Source organism: Paraburkholderia solitsugae, assembly GCF_013177695.1.
GTDB classification, from domain to species: domain Bacteria; phylum Pseudomonadota; class Gammaproteobacteria; order Burkholderiales; family Burkholderiaceae; genus Paraburkholderia; species Paraburkholderia solitsugae.
Genome location: NZ_WOEY01000023.1, coordinates 1 through 26,234, shown reverse-complemented (window position 1 = coordinate 26,234; position 26,234 = coordinate 1). Strand labels below are relative to the sequence as shown.

General features: G+C 60.6%; 22 protein-coding genes. 21 read left to right on the top strand and 1 reads right to left on the bottom strand.

Features of this window, described 5'->3' with window-relative positions:
• Window positions 1-312: 312 nt before the first annotated feature.
• The 19 genes from GNZ12_RS05920 to GNZ12_RS05830 all read left to right on the top strand — a co-directional run bounded on the left by GNZ12_RS05920 (window position 313) and on the right by GNZ12_RS05830 (window position 22,197).
• Window positions 313-1,479, top strand: coding sequence for an ABC transporter substrate-binding protein (locus GNZ12_RS05920; RefSeq protein WP_172309468.1), 1,167 nt, complete (start codon window positions 313-315; stop codon window positions 1,477-1,479).
• A gap of 415 nt (window positions 1,480-1,894) precedes the next feature.
• Window positions 1,895-3,055 (top strand): ABC transporter substrate-binding protein, encoded by a 1,161-nt coding sequence (locus tag GNZ12_RS05915; protein ID WP_172309467.1) that lies wholly within the window; start codon window positions 1,895-1,897, stop codon window positions 3,053-3,055.
• A gap of 205 nt (window positions 3,056-3,260) precedes the next feature.
• Entirely contained in the window at window positions 3,261-4,316 is a 1,056-nt protein-coding gene (locus tag GNZ12_RS05910) for a branched-chain amino acid ABC transporter permease (RefSeq protein WP_172309466.1), read from the top strand.
• A gap of 4 nt (window positions 4,317-4,320) precedes the next feature.
• The gene (locus tag GNZ12_RS05905; protein WP_074281802.1) at window positions 4,321-6,105 is read left to right on the top strand and encodes a branched-chain amino acid ABC transporter ATP-binding protein/permease; all 1,785 of its coding nucleotides are present in this window, start codon (window positions 4,321-4,323) and stop codon (window positions 6,103-6,105) included.
• Between the two features lie 11 nt (window positions 6,106-6,116).
• Window positions 6,117-6,869, top strand: a complete 753-nt coding sequence (locus GNZ12_RS05900) for an ABC transporter ATP-binding protein (RefSeq protein WP_172309465.1) — start codon at window positions 6,117-6,119, stop codon at window positions 6,867-6,869.
• Window positions 6,870-7,044: 175 nt separating this feature from the next.
• A complete protein-coding gene (gene mnmG, locus GNZ12_RS05895) occupies window positions 7,045-9,003 on the top strand; it encodes a tRNA uridine-5-carboxymethylaminomethyl(34) synthesis enzyme MnmG (protein ID WP_172309464.1) in 1,959 nt (652 codons plus the stop codon).
• Window positions 9,000-9,683 carry a 16S rRNA (guanine(527)-N(7))-methyltransferase RsmG gene (gene rsmG / locus GNZ12_RS05890; protein ID WP_172309463.1) on the top strand — a complete coding sequence of 228 codons (684 nt, stop codon included), beginning with the start codon at window positions 9,000-9,002 and terminating at the stop codon, window positions 9,681-9,683. Before mnmG ends, rsmG begins: the two co-directional genes overlap by 4 nt.
• An 86-nt stretch (window positions 9,684-9,769) precedes the next feature.
• Window positions 9,770-10,561 (top strand): ParA family protein, encoded by a 792-nt coding sequence (locus GNZ12_RS05885; RefSeq protein WP_074281806.1) that lies wholly within the window; start codon window positions 9,770-9,772, stop codon window positions 10,559-10,561.
• Between the two features lie 18 nt (window positions 10,562-10,579).
• Complete coding sequence (locus GNZ12_RS05880) at window positions 10,580-11,467, top strand: ParB/RepB/Spo0J family partition protein (protein WP_172309462.1); 888 nt, start codon at window positions 10,580-10,582, stop codon at window positions 11,465-11,467.
• Between the two features lie 878 nt (window positions 11,468-12,345).
• Window positions 12,346-12,891, top strand: a complete 546-nt coding sequence (locus tag GNZ12_RS05875) for an ATP synthase subunit I (protein WP_153137997.1) — start codon at window positions 12,346-12,348, stop codon at window positions 12,889-12,891.
• Between the two features lie 175 nt (window positions 12,892-13,066).
• Window positions 13,067-13,918 carry a F0F1 ATP synthase subunit A gene (gene atpB, locus GNZ12_RS05870; RefSeq protein ID WP_172309461.1) on the top strand — a complete coding sequence of 284 codons (852 nt, stop codon included), beginning with the start codon at window positions 13,067-13,069 and terminating at the stop codon, window positions 13,916-13,918.
• Window positions 13,919-14,011: 93 nt separating this feature from the next.
• Window positions 14,012-14,281, top strand: coding sequence for a F0F1 ATP synthase subunit C (gene atpE / locus GNZ12_RS05865; RefSeq protein ID WP_007180033.1), 270 nt, complete (start codon window positions 14,012-14,014; stop codon window positions 14,279-14,281).
• A 138-nt stretch (window positions 14,282-14,419) separates the two neighbouring features.
• A complete protein-coding gene (locus GNZ12_RS05860; RefSeq protein ID WP_074281809.1) occupies window positions 14,420-14,890 on the top strand; it encodes a F0F1 ATP synthase subunit B in 471 nt (156 codons plus the stop codon).
• A 2-nt stretch (window positions 14,891-14,892) separates the two neighbouring features.
• Window positions 14,893-15,432 carry a F0F1 ATP synthase subunit delta gene (locus GNZ12_RS05855; RefSeq protein WP_172309460.1) on the top strand — a complete coding sequence of 180 codons (540 nt, stop codon included), beginning with the start codon at window positions 14,893-14,895 and terminating at the stop codon, window positions 15,430-15,432.
• 58 nt (window positions 15,433-15,490) lie between these two features.
• Window positions 15,491-17,032 carry a F0F1 ATP synthase subunit alpha gene (gene atpA, locus GNZ12_RS05850; protein WP_063497708.1) on the top strand — a complete coding sequence of 514 codons (1,542 nt, stop codon included), beginning with the start codon at window positions 15,491-15,493 and terminating at the stop codon, window positions 17,030-17,032.
• 91 nt (window positions 17,033-17,123) lie between these two features.
• On the top strand, window positions 17,124-18,008 hold the full coding sequence (gene atpG / locus GNZ12_RS05845; RefSeq protein ID WP_172161964.1) for a F0F1 ATP synthase subunit gamma: 885 nt from the start codon (window positions 17,124-17,126) through the stop codon (window positions 18,006-18,008).
• 102 nt (window positions 18,009-18,110) lie between these two features.
• Entirely contained in the window at window positions 18,111-19,505 is a 1,395-nt protein-coding gene (gene atpD / locus GNZ12_RS05840; protein WP_074281813.1) for a F0F1 ATP synthase subunit beta, read from the top strand.
• A gap of 202 nt (window positions 19,506-19,707) precedes the next feature.
• Window positions 19,708-20,133 carry a F0F1 ATP synthase subunit epsilon gene (locus GNZ12_RS05835; protein WP_169490579.1) on the top strand — a complete coding sequence of 142 codons (426 nt, stop codon included), beginning with the start codon at window positions 19,708-19,710 and terminating at the stop codon, window positions 20,131-20,133.
• Window positions 20,134-20,466: 333 nt separating this feature from the next.
• On the top strand, window positions 20,467-22,197 hold the full coding sequence (locus tag GNZ12_RS05830; protein WP_172309459.1) for an AMP-binding protein: 1,731 nt from the start codon (window positions 20,467-20,469) through the stop codon (window positions 22,195-22,197).
• 732 nt (window positions 22,198-22,929) lie between these two features.
• Here the strand turns inward: GNZ12_RS05830 and GNZ12_RS05825 are convergent.
• Window positions 22,930-23,727, bottom strand: a complete 798-nt coding sequence (locus GNZ12_RS05825) for a transporter substrate-binding domain-containing protein (protein ID WP_172309458.1) — start codon at window positions 23,725-23,727, stop codon at window positions 22,930-22,932.
• Between the two features lie 218 nt (window positions 23,728-23,945).
• On the opposite strand from GNZ12_RS05825, the gene hemE reads away from it, so the two are divergent.
• The gene (gene hemE / locus GNZ12_RS05820; RefSeq protein ID WP_172309457.1) at window positions 23,946-25,046 is read left to right on the top strand and encodes a uroporphyrinogen decarboxylase; all 1,101 of its coding nucleotides are present in this window, start codon (window positions 23,946-23,948) and stop codon (window positions 25,044-25,046) included.
• Window positions 25,047-25,510: 464 nt separating this feature from the next.
• The coding region (locus GNZ12_RS05815; protein WP_456238558.1) for a primosomal protein N' family DNA-binding protein at window positions 25,511-26,234 on the top strand (724 nt) is incomplete at its 3' end.

Below are 26,234 nucleotides of genomic sequence, written 5' to 3'. Positions count from 1 at the left end.
CACCACGAATTTTGCAGGTGGAGAACGAGGAGACAATGAGGCACTCAGTGCCCAGACGAAAGCGCTGTTGGATTGATATCCAACAGCGCTTTTTATTTGTACTTTTCATAACGCATCATTCAAATCTTCCGCTAATTCGGTGCCCCTTTTTTATTCACCGAACCACGTCCAATTTCGCCTGTCGCTACCCTGCAAAATGCTTGCAGCGCGGAGCTTTCGTCCGCTAAACTCGCTATTCACCGACCGCTGGGTCGGTGATTTAAATCCGCGGATTTAAATTCAAATGAATAACGGGGTAGATAGAGGAGCGGGATGAAGTCGGCATTGCGTTGGATCAGCGCGGCATTGGTCGCCACCGGAGTATCCGCGGCATGGAGCGGCCATGCATTCGCGGACGTGAAAATCGGCGTTACGGTGTCGGCAACGGGGCCGGCCGCATCGCTCGGTATTCCGGAAAAGAACACCATCGCGCTACTGCCTAAAGAAGTGGCAGGGCAGAAAATCGACTACATCGTGCTGGACGACGCCACCGATTCGACCCAGGCCGTCAAGAACGCACGCAAGCTCACCAGCGAAGATCACGTTGACGCGCTGATCGGCTCGACCGTCGTGCCGAACTCGCTGGCCATGATCGACGTCGCTGCTGAAAGCGCCACGCCGATGATTTCCATGGCGGCCGCGGCGAGCATCGTCGAACCGATGGATGCGAAGCGCGCATGGGTCTTCAAGACACCGCAAAACGACATTCTGATGGCCACTGCGATCGCGCAGCATATGGCGAATCACGGCGTGAAAACGGTCGGCTTCATCGGCTTTGCCGATGCGTACGGCGAGAGCTGGTTCAAGGAGTTCGGCAAGGCGGCCGATCTTGCGAAGATCAAGATCGTCGCGAACGAACGCTTCGCGCGCAACGACGCATCGGTGACCGGCCAGGTGCTGAAGATCATGTCGCAGAACCCGGATGCGGTGCTGATTGCCGGCGCGGGCACACCGGCCGCGTTGCCGCAAAAGACCCTCAAGGAGCGTGGCTATAAGGGTAAGGTCTATCAGACGCACGGCGTCGCCAATAACGACTTCCTGCGTGTGTGCGGCAAGGATTGCGAAGGCACCTATCTGCCGGCCGGTCCACTGCTGGTTGCTGACCAACTGCCGGATTCGAACCCGGTGAAGAAGACCGCGCTCGCCTACAAGCATGCCTATGAAGCCGGGTACGGCGCCGGTTCGGTGTCGACATTCGGCGGTCACGCGTGGGATGCAGGCTTGCTGCTGCAACGCGCGATTCCGTTGGCGCTGAAGAAAGGTCAGCCGGGTACGCCTGCGTTCCGTGAAGCGCTGCGTGCGGCACTCGAAAACACAAAGGACATGCCCGCTTCCCACGGCATCTTCAACATGAGCGCGAACGACCACGCTGGCCTCGACCAGCGGGCGCGTTTGATGGTGGAGATCGTCGGTGGCAAGTGGAAGCTGTCCGGCGACTGAGCGAAGGCGAAGCGATACGGAACCCATCAAAAAGACGCGTGCAGTTGACGCGTCTTTTTTATTGCCCGCGCTTGGTGAATGGCGGTGCATGAGGTGCGTTGGACAAGCGAGGGATCAGTGATGAAAGCGCGGTCAAAACCAGGCTAAAGCGGCCGGTTTCAGGACAAACCCGTATCCGGGCGACAGTCTATTGACCGTGGACGATGCAGAACGCAATACTACTAATATGTTAGTGTTTTGTGCATAAGAAATCGCAGTAGTGGTTCGCAGCAGGGGAGTGGCACCAGAACGGCGAAGGCTTTGACGCTGAGCAGGGAAAACCATGCTTGGCATGCCTGAACCCTATAACTAGATTCAGACACCCGGCCCGTGCGCCGGATTACAGATACGCGCTTCAAAGCGTTTGGAGACTTGCATGAAAAAGACAAAGCAATGGGTACGCACTGGTATCGCGATGGCGTTGATGTGCGGCGCGGGCGCTGCCTTCGCGCAGGTGAAAATCGGTGTCACGTTGTCCACCACGGGGCCGGCCGCATCGCTCGGGATTCCTGAAAAGAACACGATCGCGCTGCTGCCGAAAGAGATCGGCGGCAAGACCGTGCAATACATCATCCTCGACGATGCATCGGACACCGGCAAGGCTGTGCAGAACACGCGCAAGCTGATCGACGAAGACCACGTCGACGCCATCATCGGTTCGACCATCACGCCGAATTCGCTGGCGATGCTCGACCCTGCAGCGGAAGGCAAGACGCCGGTGATCTCGCTGGCGGCATCGGCCGCGATCATTTCGCCGATGGACGCCAAGCGCGCATGGGCCTTCAAACCGCCGCAAAACGACAGCCTGATGGCTGATGCCATCGCCGACTACATGGAGCGCCACGGCGTGAAGACGGTCGGCTTCATCGGCTTTGCGGATGCGTATGGTGACGGCTGGAACAACGTCTTCACCGCCGCGGCCGCGGCACACCATCTGAAGATCGTCTCCAACGAACGCTTTAACCGCACCGACGCATCGGTGACCGGCCAGGTGTTGAAGACGATGAGCGCGAACCCGGACGCGGTGCTGATCGCGGGTGCGGGTACGCCGTCGGCGCTGCCGGCCAAGACGCTCAAGGAGCGCGGCTATAAGGGCAAGGTCTATCAGACGCACGGCGTCGCCAACAACGACTTCCTGCGCGTGTGCGGCAAGGATTGCGAAGGCGAATTCCTGCCGGCCGGCCCGATCCTCGTGGCGGACCAACTGCCGGAATCGAATCCGGTGAAGAAGTCGTCGGAAGCCTACAAGGCGGCGTATGAGAAAGCGTATGGCGAGGGCTCGGTGGCGACCTTCGGCGGGCACGCATGGGATGCCGGCCAGATGCTGCAAGCGGCGATTCCCGTCGCGCTGAAGACCGCTCAACCGGGCACCGAAGCGTTCCGCGTGGCACTGCGTGGTGCCCTCGAAAACATCAAGGAACTGCCGGTCTCGCACGGCATCATGAACACCACGACGACCGACCACAACGGCCTCGACAAGCGCGCACGCGTGATCGTTGAGATCGTCGACGGCAAGTGGAAGCTGCAGAACGACTAACAACAAAAGCGGTACGCGCCTCTCGCGCAGCATGCGGCGCATGACGCCGCATTGCCATTCTGTTCGATGACAATGGCAACGACCGCCGCGCCGTATTCCGGCGCGGCGGTCGACTTTTCTGGCATTGCAGGTCGCTGGCCGGCCGCGGGTTCTGCCGCCACGACTGTTTCCCGATTTCGATTTCGACGCTTCAGGACGAGGAAGTATGGATCTATCAATTGCGGCGATCCTCGCGCAGGACGGCATCACCACCGGTGCGATTTACGCGCTGCTCGCGCTCGCGCTGGTGCTGGTGTTCTCCGTGACACGGGTGATCTTTATCCCGCAGGGGGAGTTTGTGTCGTACGGCGCGCTGACACTCGCCGCGCTGCAGACGCAAAAATTTCCTGCAACGTGCTGGTTGCTGATGGCGATGGGCGCGGCATGCTTTGTCGTCGAGATAGCGGGGCTGGTGCGGCATCCCGAACGACGCCGGCATGCGGCTCGCACGCTGGTGATGCTGGTGGGCAAATACCTGCTGTTTCCGATCGCGGTCTACGCGCTCACGCAAGGCGTTTTCCTGCATACGCTGCCGATGATCGCGCAGATTGCGCTGACGCTGCTGATCGTGATTCCGATGGGGCCGTTCGTTTACCGGCTTGCGTATGAGCCGATCGCGGAGGCGACCACGCTGCTGCTGTTGATCGTGGCGGTGGCGGTGCACTTTGCGATGGTCGGCCTCGGGCTCGTGATGTTCGGTGCGGAGGGTTCACGTACCACGGCGTTCTCCGACGCGACGTTCAACCTTGGCACGTTGTCGATTTCCGGACAAAGCCTGTGGGTGGTCGGCACGGCGGTGGTGCTGATCGGCGGGCTGTATCTGTACTTCGACCGCTCGATCTCCGGCAAGGCGTTGCGTGCGACTTCGGTGAACCGGCTCGGCGCGCGGCTCGTCGGTATCGGCACGACGCAAGCAGGGCGCCTCGCGTTCACGCTCGCTGCGGGCCTCGGCGCGCTGTGCGGCATCCTTGTCGCACCCTTGACCACCATCTACTACGATTCGGGCTTCCTGATCGGTTTGAAGGGCTTCGTGGGGGCGATTATCGGCGGTCTGGTCAGCTATCCACTGGCCGCCGCGGGTTCGATCCTCGTCGGTCTGCTGGAGTCGTATTCGTCGTTCTGGGCGAGCGCTTATAAGGAAGTGATCGTGTTCACGCTGATCATCCCGGTGCTGCTGTGGCGGAGTCTGGCCAGCCCGCACTCGGAAGAGGAAGAGGAGTGACACGATGAAACGGATCATGCAAAACAAGTTCTTCTGGTTGTTCCTCGTGGTGCTGTTCGCGCTGCCGGTGTTGCCGCACCCGATTCACGTGCCCGAGTACTGGGTGACGCTGCTCAACTACATCGGCCTGTATTCGATCGTCGCGATTGGTCTTGTGCTGCTGACGGGGATCGGCGGGATGACGAGCTTCGGGCAGGCGGCGTTCGTCGGCATCGGCGCGTATGCGACCGCGTATCTGACGACGACGTATGGCGTGTCGCCGTGGCTCGCGTTGATCGCGGGCGTGGTGGTGACGGCGTTGATCGCGCTGATGCTGGGGCTCGTGACGATGCGGCTATCGGGTCACTTTCTGCCGCTCGGCACGATCGCGTGGGGGCTCGCGCTGTTCTATCTGTTCGGTAACCTGGAGATGCTCGGCAAGTACGACGGCATCAACGGGATTCCGGTGCTGAATGTTTTCGGCATCAACATGGAGTCCGGCCGCCATATCTATTACCTGATCTGGGTGGTGGTGCTCGGCGCGGTGATCTCTGTTCAAAATCTGCTTAATAGCCGGCCGGGGCGGGCGATCCGCGCATTGCGCGGCGGCGGCATGATGGCCGAAGCGATGGGCGTCAACACAGCGTGGATGCGCGTGGTGATCTTTGTCTATGCCGCAGTGTTGGCGTCGATTTCAGGGTTCCTTTACGCGCACCTGCAACGCGCGGTGAATCCGACGCCGTTTGGTCTGAACCACGGCATCGAGTTTCTGTTCATGGCGGTGGTGGGTGGCGTGTCGCACGTCTGGGGCGCCGTGCTCGGTGCCGCGATCCTGACCATCTTGCAGGACTATCTGCAAACGCTGCTGCCGAAGCTGCTTGGAGAAAACGGTAACTTCGAAGTGATCGTGTTCGGCATCCTGATGGTGCTGTTGCTGCAATATGCCCGCCAAGGTGTCTGGCCGTTTGTCGCACGGTTTTTCCCGAAGGGGCCGCGGGCCCATGTGTCGGATCACGCGGAGCCGTTGCCGCAACGCAGCAAGCCCACTGCGGGCGAGAACCTGTTGACGGTGAATAAGGCACGCAAGCAGTTCGGCGGACTGGTCGCGGTGAACGATGTCAGCTTTGAGGTGAAAGCAGGGCAGATCATCGGCTTGATCGGCCCGAACGGCGCCGGCAAGTCGACTACCTTCAATCTGGTCACGGGCGTGTTGCAAGCGACGAGTGGCGAAATCACGTTTCGCGGCGAGCGTATCGATTCGCTGAGTTCGCGTGAAATCGTCAAGCGCGGCATTGGCCGGACCTTCCAGCACGTCAAACTGCTACCGGGGATGACGGTGCTGGAGAACGTTGCGATCGGCGCGCATCTGCGTGGCCAGGCCGGCGTGTGGCGCAGTGTTGCGCGCCTGAACGGTGCGGAAGAAGCGCGCTTGATGGCCGAAGCGGCTCGCCAGATTCGTCGCGTCGGGCTTGAGCAGCATATGTACGACGAGGCGGGTAGCCTGGCGCTGGGGCAGCAGCGAATTCTCGAAATCGCCCGCGCGCTGTGCTGCGACCCGACCCTGCTGCTACTGGACGAACCTGCCGCCGGCCTGCGGTATCAGGAAAAATTGCAGTTGGCGGACTTGCTGCGCCGCCTCAAAGCCGAAGGCATGAGCGTGCTGCTGGTCGAGCACGATATGGATTTCGTGATGAATCTCACCGATCGTCTGGTGGTGATGGAATTCGGCACGCGGATCGCGGAAGGCTTGCCGCAGGATGTCCAGCAAGATCCGGCTGTGCTCGAAGCGTATCTGGGCGGGGTGGAGTGATGGAGAACACGATGAATGCGGCAGGTTCAATTCTCGACGTGAACGGTTTGTCGGTCCGCTATGGCAAGGTCGAAGCGCTCCACGGCGCGGCAATCAAAGTGCGGCCCGGACAGATCGTCTCGGTGATTGGTCCGAATGGCGCGGGCAAGTCGACGTTGCTGAACGCGATCATGGGCGCGTTGCCGACTACTGGCCATGCGAAAGGCGAGGTCCTGTATCAAGGTGAAGACGTCAGCGCGGTGCCGGTTGAAAAGCGCGTCGCGCGCGGTATGTGCCTGGTGCCGGAGAAGCGCGAATTGTTCGCGTCGATGACCGTTGAGGACAATCTGGTCCTCGGCGCTTATCGGCGCAAGCGGGCAGGGGAGCGCAACTTTCTCGATCAACTCGAGCCGGTCTTTACGCTCTTTCCTCGCTTGAAGGAGCGCCGGAAACAGGCGGCCGGGACGCTATCCGGTGGCGAACGGCAGATGCTCGCGGTCGGGCGTGCCTTGATGGGCAAACCCGATCTGCTCATGCTCGACGAACCGAGCCTCGGTCTCGCGCCGCTGATCGTGAAGGAAATTTTTCATATCATTAGCGCGCTGCGGCAGACCGGCGTCGCGACGCTGCTGATCGAGCAGAACGCACGCGCTGCGCTGCAGATCTCCGACTACGGCTACGTGCTTGAAACCGGTGAACTGGCGCTGGAAGGACCCGCGGCTGATCTGGCGCAGAATCCGCGCGTGATTGAAACGTATCTGGGGCTGGCCAAAAAAGTGGCTTAGTTCTCCAGTTTCGTTCAGGTCACTGCCGTTCAAAGCGGTGTGTTTCACGTGAAACACACCGCTTTTTTGTTGCCTGGCCATTCGGCCGAAATTCGGGCCTAAACCGAACCCGTTATAATTCGCCCATACATTTTCCTTAGAAAGGCTCACGCGACGATCTGGCGTGAGATCCGCGATGCTTTTTCCCACAGAATTTGACGTAATCGTCGTTGGCGGCGGTCATGCCGGCACCGAAGCCGCTTTGGCTTCGGCACGCATGGGCAATACCACGCTCCTGCTGACGCATAACATCGAAACCCTCGGTCAGATGAGCTGCAATCCGTCCATCGGCGGTATTGGCAAGGGCCATCTGGTGAAGGAAGTCGATGCGCTTGGCGGTGCGATGGCGGCTGCGACGGACGAGGGCGGGATTCAGTTCCGCATCCTCAATTCGTCGAAGGGGCCTGCCGTTCGTGCGACGCGCGCGCAGGCGGACCGTCTGCTATATAAGCAGGCGATCCGGCATCGGCTGGAGAATCAGCCGAACCTGTGGCTATTCCAGCAGGCGGTCGACGATCTGATCGTGGAAGGCGACCGCGTCGTCGGCGCGGTGACGCAGGTGGGGATTCGTTTCCGCTCGCGCGCTGTGGTGCTGACGGCCGGGACGTTCCTCGACGGCAAGATTCACGTGGGTTTGAACAACTACACCGGTGGCCGTGCAGGCGATCCGGCAGCGGTGTCGCTGTCTGCCCGCCTCAAGGAATTGAAGCTGCCGCAGGGCCGCCTCAAGACTGGGACGCCGCCGCGCATCGACGGTCGGACGATCGACTTTTCGAAGCTTGAAGAGCAGCCGGGCGATCTGGACCCGGTGCCGGTTTTCTCGTTTCTCGGCCGGGTGGAGCAGCATCCGCGGCAAGTGCCGTGCTGGGTCACGCATACGAATGAGCGCACGCACGACATTATCCGCGGTGGTCTCGACCGTTCGCCGATGTACACGGGCGTGATCGAAGGGGTGGGGCCGCGGTATTGCCCGTCGATCGAAGACAAGATTCACCGCTTCGCGTCGAAGGAATCGCATCAGATCTTCCTCGAACCGGAAGGGTTGACGACCAATGAGTTCTATCCCAATGGGATTTCAACCAGCCTGCCGTTCGATGTGCAGCTCGAACTCGTGCGTTCGATGCGTGGTTTGGAGCATGCGCACATTCTGCGACCGGGCTACGCGATCGAATACGACTACTTCGATCCGCGTGGACTGAAGGCATCGCTGGAAACCAAGGTGATCAACGGGCTGTTCTTTGCGGGCCAGATCAACGGTACCACCGGCTACGAAGAAGCGGCTGCGCAAGGCTTGCTGGCGGGGATTAACGCCGGCTTGCACGTACAGGGCAAGGACGCATGGTGCCCGCGCCGCGATCAGGCGTACCTGGGTGTTCTGGTCGACGATCTGGTCACGCGTGGAGTGTCCGAGCCGTATCGTATGTTCACGAGCCGTGCCGAATACCGCCTGAGCCTGCGCGAAGATAACGCCGATATGCGGCTGACGGAGATCGGCCGCGAACTCGGCGTGGTTGACGACGTCCGGTGGGACGCGTTCAGCCGCAAGCGCGAGGCTGTTTCACGTGAAACAGAGCGCCTTCGTACGACATGGGTCAATCCTAAGACGTTACCGGCAGAAGAAGCGACTGCATTGCTCGGCAAGCCGATTGACCACGAATACAGTTTGGCCGATCTGCTTCGCCGTCCTGGCGTGACATACGACGGCGTCTGCGGTTTGCGCGCGGGTGCCTGTGCTGCACCCGAAACGTTGGCCGAAGACGATGTTCTGCTCGCCCAGATCAAGGAGCAGATCGAGATCGGCATCAAGTACCAGGGTTATATCGACCGCCAGGCCGATGAGATTGAGCGGAATGAATCGCACGAAAGTACGCGTCTGCCGGAAGGTTTGGATTACGCAGAGGTAAGAGGGCTGTCGTTCGAGGCGCGTCAGAAACTGACGCAATTCCGCCCCGAGACCATCGGCCAGGCGTCGCGTATCTCCGGCATCACCCCGGCGGCGATCTCGTTGCTGATGGTCCACCTGAAGCGTGGCTTGGGGCGCCGTTCGACGAAAACCGCCGAACCCGGCACCGACAGCACGCCGGTGGCGCAATGACGGTGAGTCAGAAGGGAAGGGATAGCGAGGCATTGGCGCCGTTGTTGGCGGACGGCGTCCACGAACTCGGCCTCGATTTAAGCGATGCACAACTCGGCAAACTGCTCGACTACGTGGCGTTGCTGTCCAAATGGAATGCCGTCTATAACCTGACGGCGATCCGCGATCCCCGGCAGATGCTTATCCAGCACATCCTGGATTCACTTTCGATCGTGCCGCATCTCGCTACGCGCGGCGCGTCCTCTGTGCTGGACGTGGGTTCAGGCGGCGGCTTGCCCGGTATCGTGCTGGCTATCGTGCTGCCCGACTGGACCGTCACCGTGAACGACATCGTTCACAAGAAAACGGCTTTTCAGGCTCAGGCCAAAGCCGAGCTCGGCCTTGCTAATCTCTCAGTCGTCACGGGCCGCGTCGAGACGTTGCAGCCGGGCGCCGAAGTACCGGCAAAGTTCGACGTAATCGTGTCGCGCGCATTCGCAGAGCTCGCAGATTTCGTTACACTGGCCCGTCATCTGGTTGCGGAGCAGGGTGCGATCTGGGCAATGAAAGGTGTGCGTCCGGATGGCGAGATTGAGCGCCTGCCAGCGGGCGCCCACGTGGAACAGATCATTCGGCTGAACGTGCCGTCGCTCGATGCGGAGCGGCATTTGATCAAGGTTCTGGTGGACGCCGAAAACTGACGGCCACCACCGGCAGGTCCTAGGCAAGCACCGCATACCAGAATCGCTTTCTACTTTATTCAAGCAGCAAAAGGGACACACCAACGATGGCAAAAATCTTCTGCGTTGCGAACCAGAAGGGCGGCGTCGGCAAGACGACGACGGCGGTCAATCTGGCCGCGAGCTTGGCAGCGCAGGGACAGCGAGTCCTTCTCATCGATCTGGACCCGCAGGGCAACGCCACGATGGGCAGCGGTGTCGACAAGGCCGCATGCACGAACACCGTCTACGAAGTGCTCGTCGATGGCGTGTCGGTGGCGGATGCGCGGGTGCGTCCGGAAGCCGTCGGTTACGACGTGTTGCCCGCGAACCGTGAACTCGCGGGTGCGGAGGTCGAACTGGTCAGCGTACAGAACCGTGAGCGCCAAATGAAGATCGCGTTGGCGGCGGTCGAAAGCGAATACGAATTCGTACTGATCGACTGCCCGCCGGCGTTGTCACTGCTGACGCTCAACGGCTTGTGCGCCGCGCATGGCGTGGTGATTCCGATGCAGTGCGAGTACTTCGCGCTCGAGGGGCTGTCCGACCTGGTCAACACGATCAAGCAGGTGCACGCGAACCTGAATCGCGACCTGAAGGTGATCGGCCTGCTGCGCGTGATGTTCGATCCGCGCATCACCTTGCAACAGCAAGTTTCAGATCAGCTCAAAGAGCATTTTGGGGACAAGGTGTTCGACGTGGTGATCCCGCGCAACGTGCGTCTTGCCGAGGCGCCTAGCTATGGGTTGCCGGGCGTTGTGTTCGATAAGGCATCGCGCGGTGCGCAGGCGTATGTGCAGTTCGGTGCAGAGATGATTGAGCGGGTGCGCGCGTTGAATGACGCGCCCCAGGCGTCCTAAGCGGATCGAGGAAGCACGATGAACGCAGTAGCAAGAAAAAAAGGGTTGGGCCGCGGCCTGGAAGCACTACTTGGTGGCAGTGCGGACATAACCGATGCGGCGGTGATCGAGGGTGCGCCGCACGTGCTGCCGCTCAGCAAGCTGCAGGCCGGCAAGTACCAGCCGCGCACGCGCATGGACGAAGGTGCGTTGCAGGAATTGGCGGCCAGCATCCGTGCCCAGGGGCTGATGCAACCGATCCTCGTGCGGCCGGTTTCGGCGGATAAGTACGAGATCATTGCCGGCGAGCGGCGCTTCCGAGCGGCACGCATTGCCGGTCTCGACGAGGTGCCCGTGCTGGTGAGGGACGTGCCGGACCAGGCCGCCGCCGCGATGGCGTTGATCGAGAATATCCAGCGCGAAGATCTGAATCCGCTGGAAGAAGCGCAGGGCATTCAGCGCTTGCTCGACGAGTTCAATTTCACGCACGAGCAGGCAGCTGAATCGGTAGGCCGCTCGCGCAGCGCCGTATCGAATCTGCTGCGTTTGCTCAACCTGGCGACGCCGGTGCAGACGATGTTGCTGGCTGGCGACCTCGACATGGGGCATGCTCGCGCGCTACTGGCGGTCGACGCTGCGACGCAGATCACGCTGGCCAACCAGGTCGTCAACAAGCGCATGTCGGTACGCGAGACCGAAAAGCTGGTGACGGCGACCACCAAGGCTGTGCCCACAGTAAAGGCGCGGGCGAGTCAGGACGGTGGCCGCGACACGCGACGGCTCGAGGAGGAGTTGTCCGATCTGCTCTCCGCAACCGTAAAGATCAAGCTTGGCCGACGCGGCCGTGGCCAGGTGCTGGTGGACTTCGGCGATCTGGATGCGCTGGAAGGCATTCTTGTCCGGTTACGTGGTAACGCCACCGTCTGATCATGGCGGGTTGAACATGCTTGCGGCCTGGCGGGGTCTCGCTCCCGCCCGCAAGCTGTTTGGTGTGTTTTCGGCAGCGGTGGTGGCGCAGCGGTTGTATCTGCTGCAAGCCTGGTTCGTTTGACGATCTCCCTGATTGATCGATAGCCCACGTGGACGTCAGTTGGATTCCTAATTATTTTACGCGTTTAATAATCAGGATTCCGATGTATCAGCCGGCGCTGATATTTTTACGGTGCCGCGGATATAGCCGGGTTGGTCGGCGATTTGAGTTGGCCGCGCAGGCGAGGTCGCTTGCAGGTGGGTCTTGCCGCTGCGCCCAGTGCCCCATACCCCGTCCTTTCGCGTGTTTGGATCTGGCAACGAGTGTTGTGCACCGACGCGTGGATGGGCCGGGTTTGGTGCAGGGCGGCCATCGACATGAAGTAGCAGGCGCATGACTGCTCGCGGCGTCGATCATCCGATGCAAAGGGCTGCGTCCTGCGTTGCTGGGCCGCCATGGGATGGTGCGGCCGACAGTCGCCGTCTCGCGAATACCCGGTGCCGTCCTGCATGTCCACCAAAGCTGGCAAAAAATGTCGTCTGTTGCATTTTTGACACGTCCGTCTCAGCGTCGAAACGATGTATCCGCGCACTTCAACCCCTTCGATTCATTGCGCATGTTTTGCCATCCCCCGACCGCCTTACATTTGCCGTGTATGGGGCGGCCGAGATCGCGTTCCCGCATGGTGGAGACCGTTTTCACGCTGGTTATTGAACGGCCTAAAGTCTTGAATTGCCTGCAACTATCGCTTACAATCGCCCGGATTTAATTGCACGGCAACCCCGTAAGCGCAGCGTAAGCACGCGGGCTGGAACAAGACTTTCGGAATACTGCGATGGCGGTCAAAACGTCGAATCAAGCGCCGAAAAATGGGCGTGACGACCACCGCGCTGAACGCACCGTTTCCGATGCGTCCACCGGTCAGCACGTTACAACTGACGATGCGTGGGATGTCGAGCAACAAGATAACAATATCGTTCCGCTCACCCGGGTCGAGGCTGAAAAGCTGTTTGGCCCGAATGTGAGTCGTCCATCGCGCGTCACGCCTTTCAAGGTCGTGGCGGCGCAAATGGTTTTGTCCCTGGGTGCGACGCTGGTGTGGTGGCTGTTCTACAAGCCGCCGGGCGCTGCTGCGCTGTCCGCGTTCCTGGGGGGAGCGATCTGCTGGGTGCCGAGCGCGCTGTTCGCGGCACGTCTTAGAACGCTGAGCGGCGCCAAAACAGCGATGAGCTGGATGATCGGCGAAGCGCTCAAGATGGGGACAACGATCGCGATGTTTGTAGTCATCGCCTTCTGGTATCACGACGTATGCTGGGTGCCGCTGCTCGTGACCTACCTCATCGCGCTCAAGACATACTGGATCGCCTTGGCGTGGCGCTAAGGTTGTAGCGGAAAGTGGTGGCACAAGAGTAGCAACACAAAATTCAGGCTGGCGCGCAGCGCCGGCATCAGGAGTGCGGATTTGACATGATCCGCACCCGGCGTGTTCCCGCAATACAGTATTGCGGCGGGAACGGCCCGAGACGATTTTCGACAATTTGGGTGGCATTAACGATATGGCAGCTAGCGAAGGCACGCGCGCTCTGGATCCGTCCGAGTACATCGCGCACCACTTGCAGAACTTTTCCACCGCGCACCAGACGTCGATTTTCGACATTCACGTGTGGAATCTGGACACCCTTTTCTGGTCGATCGTTTGTGGTCTGGCCACGATCGCCATCCTGCATCTGGCGGCCCGCAAGGCGACGTCCGGCGTACCGGGTCGTTTCCAGTGCGCCATCGAAATGCTGGTCGAGATGGTCGAAGATCAATCGAAGTCGATGATCCACGGCTCGCGCACCTTCATCGCCCCGCTGGCACTGACAGTGTTCGTCTGGGTCGCCTTGATGAACTCGCTCGACTTTATCCCCGTCGACCTGCCGGGCCGCGTGATCGGCTGGCTGGGTCTGTCGCAAGTTATCCCCCATCATCGCATCGTGCCAACGGCCGACCTGAACGGTACGCTCGGTATCGCACTCGGCGTGTTCGCGCTGATGATTTACTACAACTTCAAGATCAAGGGCGTAGGCGGCTTCGTGCATGAACTGCTGTCGGCCCCGTTCGGCGCGCATCCGCTGCTGTGGATCCCGAACCTTGCATTGAACATCATCGAGTTCGTCGCAAAGACGGTTTCGCTCGGCATGCGGCTGTTCGGCAACATGTACGCGGGCGAGCTGTTGTTCCTGCTGATTGCCCTGCTCGGCAGCATGTGGGGTTTCGGCGCGGACGCGTCGGTGCTCGGCTTTATCGGCCACGTCATCGCAGGCACGGTCTGGGCGATCTTCCACATCCTGATCGTTCTGCTGCAGGCATTCATTTTCATGATGCTGACGCTGGTGTACATCGGACAGGCACACGACAGCCACTAATCATGGCGTGTCGAACGACGAATTGTTTTTAGCTTTGTTTTATTAAATCCCAGTTCCAACCAGTTCTAAAAGACTTTTCACAAAGGAGTGATCATGCAAGCTTTCATCGCCAACATCCAGGGTCTGACCGCCATCGGTATCGGCATCATCATCGGCCTGGGTGCAATCGGCGCCTGTATCGGTATCGGCCTGATGGGTGGCAAGTACATCGAAGCATGTGCTCGTCAGCCGGAACTGATGAACCCGCTGCAAACCAAGATGTTCCTGCTGGCTGGTCTGATCGATGCGGCGTTTCTGATTGGCGTTGGTGTGGCAATGCTGTTCGCGTTCGCGAACCCGCTGCTGTCGAAGCTGGCAGGCTGAGGTTCCTCGGAAGTTTGCGCCTGAGCTATAACTGGTAAAGGCGCAGGGCGGAACGGGCACTTGGGCGCTGATCGAATACAGAATCGATGAGCGCCTTGCCGTTTCACTTTCCGAACTAGCAACGTTTAAGGAAACACCGTGAATCTCAACGCAACCCTGTTTGCGCAAATGGTCGTGTTCCTGATCCTCGCGTGGTTCACGATGAAGTTCGTGTGGCCGCCGTTGATCAACGCCCTCGACGAGCGCTCGAAGAAGATCGCTGACGGTTTGTCGGCTGCTGAAAAGGGCAAGGCGGAACTCGAAGCCGCCCACAAGCGCGTCGACCAGGAACTCGCTCAGGCACGCAATGACGGCCAGCAACGTATTGCTGACGCCGAAAAGCGCGCTGTGACAGTCGCTGACGAAATCAAGGCTCAAGCACAAGCTGAAGCCGCTCGCATCATCGCGCAAGCGAAGGCCGACGCGGACCAGCAAGTCGTGAAGGCGCGCGAAACGCTGCGCGGCGAAGTTGCTGCACTCGCCGTGAAGGGCGCTGAACAGATCCTGAAGCGCGAAGTCGACCAGGCAGCTCACGCTGACCTGCTGAATCAACTGAAAGCCGAGCTCTGATCATGGCCGAACTTGCAACCATCGCCCGTCCGTACGCAGAAGCGCTGTTTGGCGTGGCCGAAGCTGGTGACATCGCCGCCTGGTCCACGCTCGTGCAGGAGCTGGCACAGGTTGCGCGTCTGCCCGAAGTGCTGTCGATCGCCTCGAGCCCGAAAGTGAGCCGCGCACAGGTCAGCGATCTGCTGCTGTCCGCGGTCAAGTCGCCGCTCAAGGACGACGCGCAAGCGAAGAATCTGGTGCAAATGCTGGTCGATAACCATCGCCTGCAATTGCTGCCGGAAATCGCTGTGCAGTTCGAAGAGTTGAAGAACGCCCGCGAAGGGGCGGCAGATGTGCTGATCGTCAGCGCATTCCCGCTCGAAGGCGCGCAGTTGAACGACCTCGTCGCAAGTCTCGAACGCAAATTCAAGCGCAAGCTGAAGCCGACGGTCGAAGTCGACTCGTCGCTGATCGGCGGCGTGCGCGTGACGGTCGGCGACGAAGTGCTCGATACCTCGGTCCGCGCGCGGCTTGCCAGCATGCAGACGGCTCTGACGGCCTGAAGCGCCGAAAGCGCTGAAGCGGCTGGCACGCAACAGAATTGACTATCAGGAGCGAATAATGCAACTCAATCCCTCTGAGATCAGCGAGCTGATCAAGAGCCGGATCCAGGGCCTTGAAGCGAGCGCAGACGTTCGCAACCAGGGCACCGTGATCTCCGTGACCGACGGTATCGTGCGTATCCACGGCCTGTCGGAAGTGATGCAGGGCGAAATGCTCGAATTCCCGGGCAACACCTTCGGTCTCGCACTGAACCTCGAGCGCGACTCGGTCGGCGCCGTGATTTTGGGTGAGTACGAACACATTTCGGAAGGCGACATCGTCAAGACGACGGGCCGCATTCTCGAAGTGCCGGTGGGTCCGGAATTGCTCGGCCGCGTGGTCGATGCACTCGGCAACCCGATCGACGGCAAGGGCCCGATCAACGCAAAGAAAACCGACGCAATCGAAAAGATTGCTCCGGGCGTGATCTGGCGTAAGTCGGTTTCGGAACCGGTCCAAACCGGTCTGAAGTCGATCGACGCGATGGTGCCGGTTGGCCGTGGCCAGCGTGAGCTGATCATTGGCGACCGCCAGTGCGGCAAGACCGCCGTCGCAGTCGACACGATCATCAACCAGAAGGGCAAGAACCTCTTCTGTATCTACGTCGCGATCGGCCAGAAGGCTTCGTCGATCATGAACGTGGTGCGCAAGCTGGAAGAAACGGGCGCCCTGGAATACACGATCGTCGTGGCCGCTTCGGCTTCGGAATCGGCCGCGATGCAATACCTCGCACCGTACGCCGGCTGCACGATGGGCGAATACTTCCGCGACCGCGGTCAAGACGCGCTGATCGTGTATGACGATTTGACCAAGCAAGCTTGGGCATACCGTCAGATCTCGCTGCTGCTGCGCCGCCCGCCGGGCCGCGAAGCTTACCCGGGTGACGTGTTCTATCTGCACTCGCGTTTGCTGGAACGTGCTGCTCGCGTCTCGGAAGAGTACGTCGAGAAGTTCACGAACGGCGAAGTGAAGGGCAAGAGCGGTTCGCTGACGGCACTGCCGGTCATTGAAACGCAAGCAGGCGACGTGACCGCATTCGTTCCGACGAACGTGATCTCGATTACCGACGGCCAGATCTTCCTGGAAACCGACCTCTTCAACGCAGGTATCCGCCCGGCAATTAACGCCGGCGTGTCGGTGTCGCGCGTCGGTGGTGCGGCTCAAACCAAGGTTGTGAAGAAGCTGTCGGGCGGTATCCGTACCGACCTGGCACAGTACCGTGAGCTCGCAGCGTTCGCGCAGTTCGCATCGGACCTCGACGAAGCCACCCGCAAGCAACTGGAGCGCGGCCGCCGCGTGACGGAACTGCTGAAGCAGCCGCAGTATCAGCCGCTGCAAGTGTGGGAACTGGCGGTTGCGCTGTTCGCTGCGAACAATGGCTACCTCGACGATCTGGAAGTCGCGCAAGTGCTGCCGTTCGAAAAGGGCCTGCGTGATTACCTGAAGTCGAAGCACGCTGACCTGGTCAAGCGCATCGAAGATACCAAGGAACTCTCGAAGGACGACGAAGCCCTGCTGCATACGGCTCTCAAAGACTTCAAGAAGTCCGGCGCTTATTGATCCGCGAGTGATCCGCAAGGCATAAACGGACCTTGAAGCGGCGCGGGCCGCAGGCAACTGAACCCGCGCTGCTTCGATCAAGGAGCAAGCAATGGCTGGAATGAAGGAAATTCGCGGCAAGATCAAGAGCGTGCAAAACACGCGCAAGATCACGAAAGCGATGGAGATGGTGGCCGCATCGAAGATGCGCCGCGCTCAGGAGCGCATGCGCGCTGCTCGCCCGTATGCCGACAAGGTCCGCGATATCGCTGCGCACATGAGCCGTGCGAACCCGGAGTATCGTCACCCGTTCATGGTGTCGAACGAAGGCGCGAAAACGGCCGGCATCATCCTCGTCACGACCGATAAAGGTTTGTGCGGTGGTATGAACACCAACGTGCTGCGTGCGTCGGTGCAGAAGTTCAAGGAACTGGAAGCTCAGGGCAAAACGATCGAAGCAACTGCGATCGGCACCAAGGGTCTGGGTTTCCTGAACCGTCTGCGCGCCAAGGTGGTGTCGAATGTCGTGCATCTGGGCGACACGCCGCATCTGGAAAAGCTGATCGGCGCGGTGAAGGTGCAGCTCGACCTGTACTCGGAAGGCAAGGTTTCGGCGGTGTACCTCGCGTACACGCGCTTCGTCAACACGATGAAGCAGGAGCCGGTGATCGAGCAACTGCTGCCGCTGTCGGCAGACCAGTTCGAGCGCAAGGACGCAGACGGCACGACGCCGAGCACGCAGTGGGACTACATCTACGAGCCGGACGCACAGGCAGTGGTGGACGAACTGCTGGTGCGTTATGTCGAAGCGCTGGTCTATCAGGCCGTCGCGGAAAACATGGCATCGGAGCAGTCGGCACGAATGGTCGCAATGAAGGCCGCTTCGGACAACGCGAAGACGGTCATCAACGAACTGCAGCTCGTGTACAACAAGAGCCGTCAGGCCGCGATCACGAAAGAACTGTCGGAAATCGTCGGTGGCGCAGCGGCAGTCTGACCCTAACGGTCAGGCACGCCGCTTCGTGTGCGCCTTCGTGGCGCACCCCATCGAAACTGCGCCTTTGCGCGAGTGAAGAATTGAGTATCTAAAGGAAAAGCGATGAGTACTACTGCTTTGGTAGAAGGCAAGATCGTACAGTGCATCGGCGCGGTGATCGACGTGGAATTCCCGCGTTCGGACATGCCGAAGATTTACGACGCGCTCATTCTCGAAGGTTCGGAACTGACCCTCGAAGTCCAGCAGCAGCTGGGCGACGGCGTTGTCCGTACCATCTGTCTGGGTGCCTCGGACGGTCTGCGCCGCGGTACGACGGTGAAGAACACCGGTAAGCCGATCAGCGTGCCGGTTGGCAAGCCGACCCTCGGCCGGATCATGGATGTGCTGGGTCGCCCGATCGACGAAGCCGGCCCGATCAACTCGGACGTGGTTCGCGGTATTCACCAGAAGGCTCCGGCGTTCGACGAACTGTCGCCGTCGACGGAACTGCTCGAAACCGGCATCAAGGTTATCGACCTGATCTGCCCGTTCGCCAAGGGCGGTAAGGTTGGCCTGTTCGGTGGCGCCGGTGTGGGCAAGACCGTGAACATGATGGAACTGATCAACAACATCGCGAAGGAACACGGTGGGTACTCCGTGTTCGCCGGTGTTGGCGAGCGTACCCGCGAAGGGAACGACTTCTATCACGAAATGAAGGACTCGAACGTTCTCGACAAGGTCGCGCTGGTGTACGGCCAGATGAACGAGCCGCCGGGCAACCGTCTGCGCGTCGCGCTGACCGGTCTGACGATGGCTGAGCACTTCCGTGACGAAGGGCTCGACGTGCTGTTCTTCGTCGACAACATCTACCGTTTCACGCTGGCAGGTACGGAAGTGTCGGCACTGCTCGGCCGTATGCCGTCGGCAGTGGGCTATCAGCCGACGCTGGCTGAAGAAATGGGTAAGCTGCAAGAGCGTATTACGTCGACCAAGACCGGCTCGATCACGTCGGTTCAGGCCGTGTACGTCCCTGCGGATGACTTGACCGACCCGTCGCCGGCTACGACTTTCGGCCACCTGGACGCAACCGTCGTGTTGTCGCGTGACATCGCTTCGCTGGGTATCTACCCGGCAGTGGACCCGCTCGATTCGACCTCGCGTCAGATCGACCCGAACGTGATCGGCGAAGAGCACTACGCAATCACGCGTGGCGTGCAGCAAACGCTGCAGCGCTACAAGGAACTGCGCGACATTATCGCGATTCTGGGTATGGACGAACTGGCGCCGGAAGACAAGCTCGCCGTGGCGCGCGCTCGTAAGATCCAGCGTTTCCTGTCGCAGCCGTTCCACGTCGCTGAAGTGTTCACGGGCTCGCCGGGCAAGTACGTGCCGCTGAAGGAAACGATTCGTGGCTTCAAGATGATCGTTGAAGGCGAGTGCGACCACCTGCCGGAACAAGCGTTCTACATGGTCGGCACGATCGACGAAGCCTTCGAAAAGGCCAAGAAGATCCAGTAAAGGTCGGGTGTAACGAAGCGGGCGCCGGCCTCGCGCGTATCGATACCTAACGGTGTCGGAACGCAAAGCCGGCGCCTCTTACTACGCTCAACCCAGCCTTGCATGGGACGAGAGTAAGCGCTAAAGCGCCAACTCTCGTCGCGCTTTGCATGGGACCAGAGTAAGCGCTAAAGCGCTAACTCTGGTCGACACAGGAGTCGATATGGCAACCATTAAAGTAGACGTCGTCAGCGCGGAAGAGCAGATCTTCTCGGGCCAGGCGAAGTTCGTCGCGCTGCCGGGCGAAGCAGGTGAACTCGGCATTCTGCCGGGCCACACGCCGCTCATCACGCGGATTCGTCCGGGTGCGGTGCGCATCGAAATTGAAAACGGCGAAGAAGAGTTTGTGTTCGTCGCCGGCGGCATTCTCGAAGTCCAACCGGGTGCAGTGACGGTTCTGGCCGACACCGCTATCCGCGGCAAGGACCTCGACGAAGCCAAGGCCGAAGACGCACGCAAGCGTGCGGAAGAAGCGCTGCAAAACACGGGTTCGAACCTCGAATACGCCACCGCGCAAGCGGAATTGGCGTATGCGACGGCTCAGCTCGCTGCGATCCAGCGTCTGCGCAAGCTGCGCGGTCAGAAATAAGCAACACGTATCAGAAAGAAAGCAGCCTTCGCGGCTGCTTTTTTTTGACCTCTACTTGACGTTTACGGAAAGGTAAGCGAAATTCGGTTTTCGCTCGTAGCGGGTTGTACGGAGCTGTTCGGAGCTCGCAGGTTGCAGGCGGGGTTCGAGGTGGCAGGAGCAGACGCAACCGCGACGACCGGCGGGTGCCATGCAGCTTGCCGCGGCCGCTGCGACGCTCTGTCAATGCGCTGCGGGTAAGACTTGATGCACTCCCGACATCTGCTGGTGGCACAATCGATTTCAAATTCATTTCAATAGACTGGGCGAGCTTCCGCTCACGGAGACAACACCATGGCAACGCACATGTCAGGCGAAGGCGCACTCATCGAACCCAAAGACAACCTGTCGTATGTTCGCGGATCGACCGAGATTCCGTTGAGCGAAGCGCCGCTCGGGCAATTTTTGCGGGACACCGCAGCGCGCTTCCCCGACCGCCCGGCCGTGGTGTTTCGTGAGCAACGAATCCGCTGGACATGGAAGGAGTTCGCCGAAGAAGTCGACGTGCTGGCGTCCGGGCTCCTTGCACTCGGCATCGGAAAGGGCGACCGCGTCGGCATCTGGTCGCCGAACCGGGTGGAATGGCTGCTCACGCAGTTCGCGACCGCGCGCATCGGCGCCGTGCTCGTCAACATCAACCCGGCCTATCGGCTCGCGGAACTCGAATACGCGCTGAACAAGGTCGGCTGCAAGGCGATCATCGCGGCGGAGCGGTTCAAGACGTCGATGTACCTCGAGATGCTGCAGGAGCTCGCGCCGGAATTGGCGACGCAAACGCCGGGCGATCTGCACGCCGCTCGCCTGCCGGATCTGCGCTACGTGATCCGTATGTGCGACACCGAAACGCCCGGCATGCTGACCTTCTCCGACGTGATCGAGCAGGGCCGCGCAACGCTCGACGTCGCGAAGCTCGATGCGATCGGTGCGACGCTGTCTTGCCACGAACCGATCAACATCCAGTTCACTAGCGGCACGACGGGCAATCCAAAGGGCGCCACGCTGACCCACAGCAACGTCGTCAACAACGCGCGCTATATCGCGATGGCGATGCGTCTAACGGAGCAGGACGGCCTGTGCATTCCTGTCCCGCTCTATCACTGCTTCGGCATGGTGCTGGCGGTGCTGGCGTGCGTATCCGTCGGCGCGAATATGGTCTTTCCGGGCGAGGGCTTTGACCCGGCTGCGACGCTCGCGGCCGTCGCTGAAGAGCAGTGCACCGCGCTGCACGGGGTGCCGACCATGTTCATCGCCGAACTCGATCACCCGACCTTCGCCACCTATGACTTCTCGCGTCTGCGCACCGGCATCATGGCCGGCTCGCCGTGCCCGATCGAGACGATGAAGAAGGTCGTCGCGAAGATGCATCTGAACGAGATCACCATCGCCTACGGCATGACGGAAACGAGCCCGGTGTCCTTCCAGAGTTCGACCACCGACCCACTCGACAAGCGCACCACGACGGTCGGCCGTATCCAGCCGCATCTGGAAGTGAAGATCGTCGATCCGCTCGGCGCGATCGTGCCGGTGGGCGAGACGGGCGAACTGTGCACCAAGGGTTATTCGGTGATGCAAGGCTACTGGGGTGACGAAGCGAAGACGCGGGAAAGCATCGTCGACGGCTGGATGCATACCGGCGATCTGGCGACGCTCGACGCCGAAGGCTACTGCAATATCGTCGGCCGCCTGAAGGACATGCTGATTCGGGGTGGCGAAAACATCTACCCGCGGGAGATCGAAGAGTTTCTGTTCCGCCATCCGAAGATCCAGAGCGTACAGGTGTTTGGCGTGCCCGACGCGAAGTACGGCGAAGAAGTGTGTGCGTGGATCGTATTGCGCTCAGGCGAGCAGGCCACAGCCGAGGAAATCCAGCAGTTCTGCCAGGGCCAGATCGCGCATTACAAGGTGCCGAAGTACATCCGCTTCGTCGACGAACTGCCTATGACGGTGACCGGCAAAGTGCAGAAATTCGTCATGCGCGAACGGATGATCAGCGAGTTGAAGGTGAAGGAAGACAAGACGGCCTGACGGCGATGCGGGATTGGCGCCGCACGTGAATTCGCGCGACGCCGGCCGGCATGTTGGGGAAAACCGTTTGCGTTGGAATGAGCCCTTTAGGCGGCGAGCCTGGCGGTTAGATCTGCCGCAAAATCAGCCCGTCAGGAAGCTCGCAAACGTTTGACCAGACGAAAAAAAAGCGGGCCTGGAGCCCGCTAAAAACCACACGCTACGGGGTTAGCGCGAGGAGACCAAAGATGGAACCAACTGAGACGACGACCCTGCGTCGACTACGGCCCCAGCAGGGATGCCCCTTCACAGGGCTTCGGCATACGCCGACCGGCAAGTGCATCGTATCCGCTCACACCACGCACCCAGCCACATCCGTGTTGAAACCGTTGAGGGCATTGTGGGCGAATTAACCTACGAGCGCGGTAACAAAGTGTTTCAGGTTGTAACGCCCGTCAGACAAGGCGCGCCGGGACTTATTTCCAATTTTTAACGTTTCAAACGTAATTTTTACCGATGACTGATAGGCAATTTCATACGCCTGATTGATGCTATTCGCGACGCATAGTGCAGCGCAATCCGTTCAGTCGATTCCGCATGAAATGGTTGCATGTTCATCTTTTTTGGAAAGAATGGCCCCTGTTACAGGCGCCTCCCAGCGTCAGTGGGCAGCATGGTTCGCTGTTGAGTGCCCGTGCTGCGGCGCAATATTTCGCGCGTGCGGGAAGCGCGCGGCCGCCCCCCACAACCCTTCTACTTCAGCCACTTGTCCGAGATCGCCTGATACTCGCCGGTCGCTCGCGCAAGGTGCAACCACTGGTCGACGTATTGCTGGAATGTCACATCGCCGCGTGGCAGCAGCCAGGCCTTCTCCCCGTACTGGAACGGCTTGTCCGGATGCAGCGAGCAAAGACCCGGATTCAGTTTTTGCTGCAACAAGGTCTCCGACGCATCCGTCACCATCACGTCGGCCTTGCCGGCGAGGATCTGTTTGAAGATCGTCACGTTGTCCGGATAGACGGTCAGGTTCGCATGCGGGAAATACTGTTTGGCGAAACGCTCGTTGGTGCCGCCCGGATTGACGATCACGCGGGTCGCCGGCTGATCGATCTGCGCCACCGTCTGATACTTGTTGACGTCGTCACACCGAACGATCGGCGTCTTGCCGTCGATCATGTACGCCTGCGTGAAAAACGCGTGCTTCTGGCGCTCGAGCGTCGGCGAAACACCGCCCACGCCGATATCGCACTTCGCGACGAAGTCGTTCATCAGGTTCGGCCACGACGTCTTGACGAATTCCGCCTTCACGCCGAGCGATTTGGCGAGCGACTCGGCCATGTCGATATCGATGCCTTCGAACTGGCCGTCTGCCTTGTAAAACGAGTACGGCTTGTAGTCGCCGGTCGTACAGGCGCGCAGCGTGCCGCGCGCGAGGATCTCATCGAGCCGCGAGGGCGCCGCGGCGGTAGCGCTGGCCTGCGCCTGGGCCACGCCCGTGTGCATCAAAACACCGGCTAGAACGCCGAGCAGTGCAAGTGCTGCCTTGTTCATCGAGTCTCCTTGGTGGTGCGTTATTGTTTGGTAAGGCCGTCGGATGATAGCCCGGCAATTCACGCTTGAACATTGGCCGTTCAGCTGAGTCATGGCGCCGCACGGGGCAGCAAGGAGGCCGGCCGCAAGCAACGTTCGCGACAGTTATTGCCCGCATCAAGCGCGATGCGGCGAGCCGGGTCCGGTAAAATGCCTCTTTGCCCTCAGTCGTACGCAACGTGGCCCATAAACTCCTGAACGACACTTTCCTGCGCGCGCTGCTGCGCCAGCCGACCGACTACACGCCGATCTGGCTGATGCGGCAGGCTGGCCGCTACCTGCCGGAATACAACGCCACGCGGACTCGCGCGGGCAGTTTCCTCGGTCTGGCGAAGAACCCCGCGTATGCAACGGAAGTCACGCTACAGCCGCTCGAGCGCTATCCGCTCGACGCCGCGATCCTGTTCTCCGACATTCTGACGGTGCCGGACGCAATGGGCCTGGGTCTCGAATTCGTTGCCGGCGAGGGTCCGAAATTCGCCCGGCCGGTACGCACGGAAGATGATGTGGCACGCCTCGCGGTGCCGGATATCGACGCCACGCTGCGTTACGTGACCGACGCAGTGCGCGAAATCCGCACCGCACTCACCGACGCGCAAGGCCGCCAGCGTGTGCCGCTGATCGGGTTTTCGGGCAGCCCATGGACGCTGGCGTGTTACATGGTGGAAGGGGGTGGTTCTGCGGACTTCCGCACGGTCAAATCGATGTTGTACGCCCGTCCGGACCTGATGCACCGTATTCTCGACGTCAACGCGAAGTCGGTTGCGGCGTACCTGAATGCGCAGATCGAAGCCGGCGCGCAAGCCGTGATGATTTTCGACACGTGGGGCGGGGCGCTCGCGGACGGCGTCTACCAACGCTTCTCGTTGCAGTACATCCAGCAGGTTGTGAGCCAGTTGAAACGCGATCACGACGGCGAAAAGGTGCCGGTGATCACCTTCACGAAGGGCGGTGGGTTGTGGCTCGACGAGATCGCTGACATCGGCGTGGATGCGGTCGGTCTGGACTGGACTGTGAACCTGAGCAAGGCACGCGAGCGCGTGGGTAGCAAGGTGGCGCTGCAAGGCAATATCGATCCTTCGGTGCTGTTTGCGCCGCCGGCTTCGATCCGCATGGAAGCGCGCGCCGTGCTCGACAGCTTCGGCAATCATCCTGGTCACGTTTTCAATCTCGGCCACGGCATTTCGCAGTTCACGCCGCCGGAGAATGTTGCCGAACTCGTGGACGAAGTACATCGCCATAGCCGCGCGATTCGCAGCGGTGCGCATGCACCAAGCTGACGCCGTAAACGTTGTCATTTTTGCTGCGGTGCAGCGAACTGGGCTCTCGCCCTAAGGGAATATTTGCAGTCAACGGGCCGTCAGATGGCGGTCCCGCGAAAGTCAAGACTTGACTTATGCACATTGATCACGCTGCGGCGCGGTAGAAGCTTTCGTCGTGCCCTGGCCCTTGCACATTGCGGGCGCATTTGATCTAAGCCTTGTCTGGCAAGGGTTTCACGGCTTCACGACAAAATGGGCGGAATCCCACAGAAGGCCGCTGCGGCGCGGTTCCCGGGCCTTCCGAACGAAGTTCTCAACAAAGTTATCCACAGGCACGCGGACCGATTGCAATTGTTCAGCCGAATCCAAAACTTAGCGCGGAAATTGAAGTTTTACTTTAACTTCGATGGGTTCGCCGTTTGCGCAATGTGCACTGTGACGTTGCGTCGCACCGCATCCCTTTACCTGATCCGCACCGCCGCGTGAGTGACGTGTTCGTTCGCGTCGCGTTGGATCATCCGCTGCCGACTTTGTTCGACTACCGCTGCGACACGCCCGAGCGTGTCGCGCCGGGCATGCTGGTGAGCGTGCCGTTCGGCAAGCGTCATGTGGTGGGCCTCGTCTGCGAAGTGACCACTCACAGTGACGTGCCCGCTGACCGTCTGCGGGCGGTCAGCCATGTTTGCACCGCCTGCCCGCCCGTGTCGGCCGAATGGCTGACGCTGACGGCCTTCGCCGCCGACTACTATCAACGCGGCCTCGGTGAAGTGGCGCTGCCCGCTTTGCCGCAAGCCCTGCGTGATGCCTCGCGCTGGTCGCGTCTGTTCGCACCGGAAGAGCGTTATAGCCTGACGGCGGCGGGTCGCGCCGCGTTGCCGGAAACGTTGCCTGCGCGCGCGAGCGCGTTGCGCAAGCTTGCCCAGGCTTTGGCCGAGGCCGAATTTCTGATCGCTGCAGACGCTCGCGCGCTCCACCCCAAAGCCATCGCAACCCTGGAGGCATGGCAAGCCGAAGGGTGGGTTGCGCTGGAGGTGATCGAAGCCGCCGAGGTGCTCGCCGCCCCCGCATCACCGGATACGCCCGCACCCACCCTGCCCACCCTCACCGACGAACAGGCGAGCGCAGTCGAAGCGATCCGCGATGCGAACGGTTTCGCGCCGTTCCTGCTGCACGGCGTGACGGGCAGCGGCAAGACCGAGGTATATC

What these genes read in the sequence shown, in the direction of transcription:
- atpD (WP_074281813.1), top strand. Translation starts at nt 18,111, where the DNA reads ATGAGTACTACTGCTTTGGTAGAAGGCAAGATCGTACAGTGCATCGGC.
- atpB (WP_172309461.1), top strand. Translation starts at nt 13,067, where the DNA reads ATGGCAGCTAGCGAAGGCACGCGCGCTCTGGATCCGTCCGAGTACATC.
- GNZ12_RS05885 (WP_074281806.1), top strand. Translation starts at nt 9,770, where the DNA reads ATGGCAAAAATCTTCTGCGTTGCGAACCAGAAGGGCGGCGTCGGCAAG.
- GNZ12_RS05825 (WP_172309458.1), bottom strand. Translation starts at nt 23,727, where the DNA reads ATGAACAAGGCAGCACTTGCACTGCTCGGCGTTCTAGCCGGTGTTTTG.
- GNZ12_RS05910 (WP_172309466.1), top strand. Translation starts at nt 3,261, where the DNA reads ATGGATCTATCAATTGCGGCGATCCTCGCGCAGGACGGCATCACCACC.
- atpG (WP_172161964.1), top strand. Translation starts at nt 17,124, where the DNA reads ATGGCTGGAATGAAGGAAATTCGCGGCAAGATCAAGAGCGTGCAAAAC.
- GNZ12_RS05915 (WP_172309467.1), top strand. Translation starts at nt 1,895, where the DNA reads ATGAAAAAGACAAAGCAATGGGTACGCACTGGTATCGCGATGGCGTTG.
- GNZ12_RS05905 (WP_074281802.1), top strand. Translation starts at nt 4,321, where the DNA reads ATGAAACGGATCATGCAAAACAAGTTCTTCTGGTTGTTCCTCGTGGTG.
- atpE (WP_007180033.1), top strand. Translation starts at nt 14,012, where the DNA reads ATGCAAGCTTTCATCGCCAACATCCAGGGTCTGACCGCCATCGGTATC.
- GNZ12_RS05875 (WP_153137997.1), top strand. Translation starts at nt 12,346, where the DNA reads ATGGCGGTCAAAACGTCGAATCAAGCGCCGAAAAATGGGCGTGACGAC.
- GNZ12_RS05920 (WP_172309468.1), top strand. Translation starts at nt 313, where the DNA reads ATGAAGTCGGCATTGCGTTGGATCAGCGCGGCATTGGTCGCCACCGGA.
- mnmG (WP_172309464.1), top strand. Translation starts at nt 7,045, where the DNA reads ATGCTTTTTCCCACAGAATTTGACGTAATCGTCGTTGGCGGCGGTCAT.
- GNZ12_RS05835 (WP_169490579.1), top strand. Translation starts at nt 19,708, where the DNA reads ATGGCAACCATTAAAGTAGACGTCGTCAGCGCGGAAGAGCAGATCTTC.
- rsmG (WP_172309463.1), top strand. Translation starts at nt 9,000, where the DNA reads ATGACGGTGAGTCAGAAGGGAAGGGATAGCGAGGCATTGGCGCCGTTG.
- GNZ12_RS05880 (WP_172309462.1), top strand. Translation starts at nt 10,580, where the DNA reads ATGAACGCAGTAGCAAGAAAAAAAGGGTTGGGCCGCGGCCTGGAAGCA.
- atpA (WP_063497708.1), top strand. Translation starts at nt 15,491, where the DNA reads ATGCAACTCAATCCCTCTGAGATCAGCGAGCTGATCAAGAGCCGGATC.
- GNZ12_RS05830 (WP_172309459.1), top strand. Translation starts at nt 20,467, where the DNA reads ATGGCAACGCACATGTCAGGCGAAGGCGCACTCATCGAACCCAAAGAC.
- GNZ12_RS05855 (WP_172309460.1), top strand. Translation starts at nt 14,893, where the DNA reads ATGGCCGAACTTGCAACCATCGCCCGTCCGTACGCAGAAGCGCTGTTT.
- GNZ12_RS05900 (WP_172309465.1), top strand. Translation starts at nt 6,117, where the DNA reads ATGAATGCGGCAGGTTCAATTCTCGACGTGAACGGTTTGTCGGTCCGC.